This window comes from Candidatus Methylomirabilota bacterium (assembly GCA_003104975.1).
In the GTDB taxonomy this organism is placed as follows: domain Bacteria; phylum Methylomirabilota; class Methylomirabilia; order Methylomirabilales; family Methylomirabilaceae; genus Methylomirabilis.
Genome location: PQAM01000010.1, coordinates 668,866 through 675,472, shown reverse-complemented (window position 1 = coordinate 675,472; position 6,607 = coordinate 668,866). Strand labels below are relative to the sequence as shown.

Genomic DNA, 6,607 nt, shown 5'->3' with positions numbered 1-6,607 from the left:
TCGCGCGTCTCAGCGCGCACGTTATGCGTTACGTTAGGTCCTTGACCGCATGAAGAAGGCTGGGATCACACCGCCCATTGCAGAAGGAGGCGACATGGGCAAGCATATTTCTGTCGCGCAGATCGTTGGACAATATCGGGCTCGATTGGAGGCGATCTTGGGTGACGACTTGGAATCCGTCGTTCTGTATGGCTCCCAGGCGCGCGGCGAGGCCGAGGAAGGCTCTGATATTGACGTGCTCTGCGTGGTGAAGACCCCCTTCGACTACGGCGATCTGATCGAGCGGACTTCGAAGGCCGCCGCGCAACTCAGCCTCGAGTATGATGTAGTCATCTCCACTGCGTTCGTTCGGTCCGAGGATTATCGGACACGGAGTACCCCATTTCTTATGAACGTCCGCAGGGAAGGCGTGGCGGTATGAGCGAGGTCGAGGCCTTGATCCAGAAGGCCAAGGAGAGCCTGGACGCGGCGCGAAGTCTCCTGCGGGATGGTTACCCTGATTTCGCGGCTTCCCGAGCATACTACGCCATGTTCTATGTAGCTGAGGCTTTGCTGGCGATCATGGGCCAATCCTACCGCAAGCATTCCGCCGTGATCACCGCTTTCGGTCTGGAATATGCCAAGCAGGCCAAGCTCGACGCCAAGTTTCATCAGTATCTGATTGCCGCGCAGAACTACCGCAATGTGGGCGATTATGGAATTGAGGCACACGTGTCGAAAGCCGATGCCGAATCAGTATGCGCCTGGGCGGAAGCATTCATCCGGGTTGCCGAGCCCCTTCTTTCCGCGCCGGAAGGTCAATCATGACGGATCTCAAGGGAAAGATGTCAAAAAGATACGGCAACAAGGCAACGGATACGAAACGGGGGCTCACCCGTCTACTCCATTAGCTGATGCTGCCGATGTCGTGAATTCGAGTCACGAGCAGCTTCTCTCTCAAGGGCCGCCAACGAAAACCGGCCCACCTTTACACCGCTTGGCGCTGCCGAAGAGATCGCTTGGGACTACCGGCGCACGGATCACAGCCCCAGGGGTCACCCCCTCGCGCCGTTGCGGAAGGCGCTGAAAGCCCAAGGGCTCTTGGATGCTCGCACGATCACTTCGATGCGCCATGGCTCGCGCGTCCGCTACGCCGGCCTGGTCATCTGTCGCCAGCGGCCCGGCACCGCAGGGGGAGTCACATTCATGACCCTGGAGGACGAGACCGGCTTCGTCAACATCGTCCTCTGGCCCAAGGTCTTCGCACGGTACGCTACCCTGGCCAAGACGGCTACCTTCCTGGGCGTCACCGGGATCCTCCAAGCTGACCAGGGTATCGTCCATCTCATCGCCGAGCGCCTCTGGCAGCCGCAACTCCAGCATGACCTCGCCACCGCCCCCAGCCGCGACTTTCACTAACCAATCCCGCATGCCTCGGAGGCACGGCTTATGAGTATGACAGCCCCCCCAGTTCCCCTCGCCCCCCGGGTACCCTCTGGGTGCGGGAGAGGGTGCGGGTGAGGGGGAAGCTTCAAGACAATGCAAACGAAAAGGAGGTCTACATGCAAACTTCCAACGTAAGACGCCTGATTGATTACACGCCCAACGCAACACGTCGGAATCTACAACCACCCCGTCGGCGCCACCCTCACTCCCGAAGCACCAAAACCCAGGTTGCTCGACCAAGTCCGCTTGGCAATTCGCACGCGGCACTACAGCGTCAAAACCGAGGAGGCGTATGTCGGCTGGATCAAGCGGTTCATCTTCTTCCATAACAAGCGCCATCCCGCAGAGATGGCAGAAGCCGAGATCGGTCAGTTTCTCTCTACCCTCGCCCGCGACGCTCACGTGAGCGCCTCTACGCAGAACCAAGCCCTGAATGCGCTCCTGTTCCTCTACCGCGACGTCTTGCACAAGGAGATCGGCTACGTGAACGGCGTTGTCCGAGCCAAACGGCCACGAAAGTTACCTGTGGTACTTACAAGAGAGGAGGTGAAAAGAGTCCTTCGCAATTTAAAGGGTACGCCGTGGTTAATGGCGGATGCTCCTGTACGGAGCCGGCCTGCGTGTGATGGAGTGCTGCCGTCTAAGATTCCACCCGCGCCGACTTTCTCCTTGACAGCCCTCTCCTCTGCTCCTACCCTTGGCGTACAGGTACTTTTCCGACGCTCCGTCCCTGTGTCGTGGGCTCCCCGATTGGGGAGACGGGGGGGCCGCTTAGGGCTTCTATGATTCCCATGCTCAAAGGAGGGTGCCATGAAACGAAGGATTAGCACGAGGAACGGTGTAGCGGTACTCCTTTTCCTTACCTTGGTCGGCTTCCTATGGAGCTCGTCCGCCTTCGCCCCCACCGCGGTGGAGTACGCCGCGGGCCCATTCCCCGTCAAGGCTGGGCAGACGGTTCGCGTCAGCCTCTTTAACGCCACGAATGCTTCAGAACTCGTGGTCATCGCCCTTGTGGACATCACTGACGGCCCCCTTGCGGGGGCCAGCAAGAGTCTGACCGTTGAGCCGCACAAGGGGGCGACGGTGGATTTCCTGATGGAGGAAGAGGGGATTTTCATCGGGATCCTGCGCGCGGTCCAGCCGCCTCAGCGGGGTGGCCGCGAACTGTATCCCGGGGCGATGCTGCACGTGATCGACGGTGATAGCATCTTCCCGGACAAATATGGATTCTTGAAGATTGAGTAAGTAACGTAACGCACCTATACGCGCACGGGCCTGATTTTCTGGGAGATTCCAAGAAGGGCCGCGTTGCATTCATTTTGCAAGGGTCAATCATCCGCACGAACGTCACAGGGTAATGCTCGGCGACCATACCCCTGGAGGACGAGACCGGCTTCGTGAACCTCGTCCTCTGGCCCAAGGTCTTCGCACGGTACGCGACCCTGGCCAAGACGGCTACCTTCCTGGGCGTCACCGGAACTTTGCAAGCTGACCAGGGTATCGTCCATCTCATCGCCGAGCGCCTCTGGCAGCCACACCTGCACGCCGACTTCGTCACCGCCCCCAGCCGCGACTTTCACTAACCTGTCGTAGGGAACTGGTACACCCATGGAAACCCAAGTGTGCTATCGGGCACCGGCCGTCATTGCGAGCGACCAACGGGAGCGCGGCAATGTCGTCTCGGTCGACCCAATCTACGAGTTCGGTACCGCGCAGATTCGGAAGCGCATTTCCGAAACCTATGAAACCGTGATGGATCAGATGCGCAAGAACCAGACCGACTACGTTTGGAAGGCCATCCCTTCCATTGAAGATCTCGGTCATGTGCGCATGTCCGCGATGAACTCATTCCTATCGGATTTCGAGACAGGAAAGCGCGAGGAAAGATATGTCGCCGGAGAGCTCCCGTCGCTTCCCTTCAATGACGGAGAATTCGAGATCGCCTTATCGTCGCATTTTCTGTTTCTGTATAGCGCCCACCTGTCGGCAGAATTCCATCTTCGCGCTATTCAGGAAATGCTGCGCGTGGCCCGCGAGGTACGGATATTCCCCTTGCTCACTCTCGACGGCAAACCTTCTCCGCATCACGACTTCGTTGCGAGGCGCTTGGCCGATCACGGTTTCAACATTGTAACTAAGCACGTTGCATATGAATTTCAGCGGGGTGGCAACGAAATGCTGCTCATCGGGAAAAGCCCGGCGGCTGGAGCGACATGATGCCCAACCCTGCGGTCAACCGGACCTTGCGCATAAAGCCGCGCAAGGCCGGTTACCTTGAACGTTAGCCAGTGACCGAATCCATTCACACCCGTAAGGAGATTTTCTGCATTGGATATTCCGTGGATCTTCAACATCACCGAAAGTGCTCATCGGATCCATAACCCGTTCACACCCGAGAAGCTCGCCACTCTCGGCGCGGCGCTGAGTCTGGAAACGGGAACCCGAATACTCGACCTCGGCAGCGGTTCGGGGGAGATGCTGTGCACCTGGGCACGCGATTACGGAGTCATCGGCACCGGCATCGACATGAGCCAGTTGTTCACCGAACAAGCGAAACTCCGCGCTGACGAACTCGGTGTCGCCGATCAAGTCGAGTTCATCCATGGCGACGCTGCCGGCTACGTCTCTGACGAGAAGGCCGGTGTGGCAGCCTGCCTTGGTGCTACGTGGATCGGTGGGGGAGTCGTCGGCACCATCGAGCTTCTGGCGCAGAGCCTCCGCCCGGGAGGGATCATCCTCATCGGCGAACCCTACTGGCGGCAGTTACCGCCGACGGAAGATGTTGCCCGGGGGTGTCTTGCCGGCTCAATCTCCGACTTTCTCCTGCTTCCAGAACTTCTCGCGTCGTTCGGCCACCTCGGCTACGACGTCGTCGAAATGGTTTTGGCAGACCAAGACAGTTGGGACAGATACGAGGCGGCCAAGTGGCTCACCATGCGCCGATGGCTTGAAGCCAATCCCGACGACGAGTTCGCGAAAGATGTTCGAGCCAAACTAACCTCGGAACCCGAGCGCTACGCCGCTTACACGCGTGAATACCTGGGCTGGGGCGTGTTCGCGCTGATGACGCGGTGATGAGGGGATTACCGGGCGACTCAGAAAGTGGGGACAATCCAATCATGGCTAATAAGCGCATCGAGCCCGGCCTTCGCAAGCGGGCTTTGCCCGCCTGCTCGGCGGCTCATGCGCGGCGTTAGCTTGCCAAATATGAATATCTTGGGGCTTGCCGCCATCTCGTCCAACTCAGAGCGTGACATACGAGATTAGCATAGATATAGTGTGTGTATAACGTATAATGAATCGATAGGTGATCCGTGGGACAAGTGACGATCTCGCCACAGTTCCAAGTGGTGATTCCAAAAGAAATACGCGAAAAGCTCGGACTTGAACCGGGGCAGAAGGTTGAGGCGTTGATGTACGACGACCGGATCGAGCTCATCCCCGTTCGGCCTACGCGTCAGATGCGGGGCTTTCTCAAGGGCATTGACACCACCGTGGAGCGTGAGGCCGATCGGGTATGAACGTCGTCGACTCGAGCGCCTGGCTTGAATACTTTGCCAACGGACCGAATGCGAGCGTCTTCGCGAAACCCATCGAGGACGCGCAGTGGCTCGTCGTCCCCACTTTGGCGATTGTCGAGGTATTGAAGCGGGTGTTGCAGCAGCGCACGGAAGGAGATGCTCTGCAGGTCGTTGCTGTCATGAGGCAAGGAATCGTGATCGACTTGGACACATCAATCGCGCTGCGGGCCGCGAAGCTGAGTGTAGACCACCGCCTGCCGATGGCAGATAGCGTGATTCTGGCGACGGCCCGCGCCTACGACGCGACGTTATGGACCCAGGATGCCGACTTCAAGGACCTGCCGGGGGTGCAGTACCGTGTCCAGCGATCGTAACCGATGGCCGCGAACGACCTGGTTCGCAACGGTCAGGTCCCTCAGGTCGTCCACACACCCCTTTTGAAAACCTTCTCAGTCGAGTCCGGGCGCCGTCGACCTCGCCACCGCCCCCAGCCGCGACTTTCATTGCTGTTTGACAGCCCTTTGCTGCGCATCTTCTCACACATGGTGCTCGGCAGGTCTAGAGGCGGCCATTGACACGTTTGGGAAGTGCAGGACAATTCCGCACACCGCAAGGATCCTTGGGTTGATGGTATTATGGACCTGTAGAATCGTCAGGCGGACAAGGGTCATCGATGACCGAGACTGAACGATCCCATGCGCCGATCCGTATCGGCATTTCCGCGTGCCTGTTGGGGGAACCGGTGCGCCACGACGGCGGCCACAAACATGATCGGTTCCTCACCGATACGCTCGGCCGGTTTTTCGAGTGGGTCTCGATCTGCCCCGAGGTCGAGGTGGGCATGGGTACGCCGCGCGAGGCGATCCATTTATTGCGGAATGGCAGTCAGATCCGGCTGGTCGGTACGCGGACCCGGACGGATCATACGGATACGATGCGGAAGTACGCGCGCCATCGGATCAGACAACTCTCCGCCCTCGATCTCAGCGGATTCATTCTCAAGAAGAATTCACCGAGTTGCGGGCTTGAGCGGGTCCGAGTTCATGATGACAAAGGGCCGGTGACGCAAACGGGCCGCGGCCTGTTCGCCGCGGAGCTCGCCGATCAGCTTCCGAACCTGCCGATCGAAGAGGAGGGTCGTCTCTGCGAGCCGCGACTGCGGGAGAATTGGATCGAGCGAGTCTTCGCATATCACCGCTTGCAGGCGCTGTGGGCGGCGCGATGGCGGATCGGCGACCTGATCGCATTGCACACATCGCATAAGCTCCTGTTGCTCGCACACTCGCCCCGCGCCTACCAGGAACTCGGCCGGCTTGTCGCTGCCGCAAAACCGCCACCGCGCCGCGACCTGCGCGAGCAGTACGAACGCGAGTTCATGGCAGCGCTGACGACACCGGCTACGCGCGGGCGACATGCCAACGTCCTGCAACACATGGTCGGCCATTTCCGCCGGCAACTCGACGACGCGTCACGCCGTGAGTTGGCCAACGCCATCGACGATTACCGTCGCGGCCTCATGCCGCTGATCGTCCCGATCACGCTCATCGCCCATTACGCTCGCCTGTATGATGTGACGTACCTCAAGGGGCAAGCGTATCTGAACCCGCATCCGAAGGAGCTGGCACTGCGACACCACGTGTGACGCGGCTCGCCGCCATAGT

8 protein-coding genes and 3 pseudogenes are annotated in these 6,607 nt (G+C 59.5%); all 11 read left to right on the top strand.

Going from position 1 to position 6,607, the window contains the following annotated elements; translation table 11 throughout:
- The first annotated feature begins 49 nt into the window (after positions 1–49).
- The 11 genes and pseudogenes from C3F12_10170 (at position 50) to C3F12_10120 (ending at position 6,588) form a co-directional block, all read left to right on the top strand.
- The gene (locus C3F12_10170; GenBank protein PWB46381.1) at positions 50–421 is read left to right on the top strand and encodes a hypothetical protein; all 372 of its coding nucleotides are present in this window, start codon (positions 50–52) and stop codon (positions 419–421) included.
- The gene (locus C3F12_10165) at positions 418–807 is read left to right on the top strand and encodes a DNA-binding protein (GenBank protein ID PWB46380.1); all 390 of its coding nucleotides are present in this window, start codon (positions 418–420) and stop codon (positions 805–807) included. The genes C3F12_10170 and C3F12_10165 overlap by 4 nt, the downstream gene beginning before the upstream one ends.
- A gap of 162 nt (positions 808–969) precedes the next feature.
- Positions 970–1,398, top strand: a pseudogene (gene dnaE2 / locus C3F12_10160) (error-prone DNA polymerase).
- Positions 1,399–1,599: 201 nt separating this feature from the next.
- Positions 1,600–2,098: pseudogene (locus C3F12_10155) on the top strand (hypothetical protein).
- Between the two features lie 137 nt (positions 2,099–2,235).
- Positions 2,236–2,670 (top strand): hypothetical protein, encoded by a 435-nt coding sequence (locus C3F12_10150; protein ID PWB46379.1) that lies wholly within the window; start codon positions 2,236–2,238, stop codon positions 2,668–2,670.
- Positions 2,671–2,801: 131 nt separating this feature from the next.
- A pseudogene (locus C3F12_10145) lies at positions 2,802–3,008 on the top strand (hypothetical protein).
- A gap of 37 nt (positions 3,009–3,045) precedes the next feature.
- The gene (locus C3F12_10140) at positions 3,046–3,642 is read left to right on the top strand and encodes an SAM-dependent methyltransferase (protein ID PWB46378.1); all 597 of its coding nucleotides are present in this window, start codon (positions 3,046–3,048) and stop codon (positions 3,640–3,642) included.
- Between the two features lie 111 nt (positions 3,643–3,753).
- Positions 3,754–4,500 carry an SAM-dependent methyltransferase gene (locus C3F12_10135; protein ID PWB46377.1) on the top strand — a complete coding sequence of 249 codons (747 nt, stop codon included), beginning with the start codon at positions 3,754–3,756 and terminating at the stop codon, positions 4,498–4,500.
- A gap of 239 nt (positions 4,501–4,739) precedes the next feature.
- On the top strand, positions 4,740–4,946 hold the full coding sequence (locus C3F12_10130; protein PWB46376.1) for an AbrB family transcriptional regulator: 207 nt from the start codon (positions 4,740–4,742) through the stop codon (positions 4,944–4,946).
- Entirely contained in the window at positions 4,943–5,320 is a 378-nt protein-coding gene (locus C3F12_10125) for a VapC toxin family PIN domain ribonuclease (GenBank protein ID PWB46375.1), read from the top strand. The genes C3F12_10130 and C3F12_10125 overlap by 4 nt, the downstream gene beginning before the upstream one ends.
- 299 nt (positions 5,321–5,619) lie before the next feature.
- On the top strand, positions 5,620–6,588 hold the full coding sequence (locus tag C3F12_10120) for a DUF1722 domain-containing protein (GenBank protein ID PWB46374.1): 969 nt from the start codon (positions 5,620–5,622) through the stop codon (positions 6,586–6,588).
- Positions 6,589–6,607 lie beyond the last annotated feature (19 nt).

Coding starts and splice junctions, on each gene's coding strand:
- C3F12_10170 (PWB46381.1), top strand. CDS start 50: ATGAAGAAGGCTGGGATCACACCGCCCATTGCAGAAGGAGGCGACATG.
- C3F12_10165 (PWB46380.1), top strand. CDS start 418: ATGAGCGAGGTCGAGGCCTTGATCCAGAAGGCCAAGGAGAGCCTGGAC.
- C3F12_10150 (PWB46379.1), top strand. CDS start 2,236: ATGAAACGAAGGATTAGCACGAGGAACGGTGTAGCGGTACTCCTTTTC.
- C3F12_10125 (PWB46375.1), top strand. CDS start 4,943: ATGAACGTCGTCGACTCGAGCGCCTGGCTTGAATACTTTGCCAACGGA.
- C3F12_10120 (PWB46374.1), top strand. CDS start 5,620: ATGACCGAGACTGAACGATCCCATGCGCCGATCCGTATCGGCATTTCC.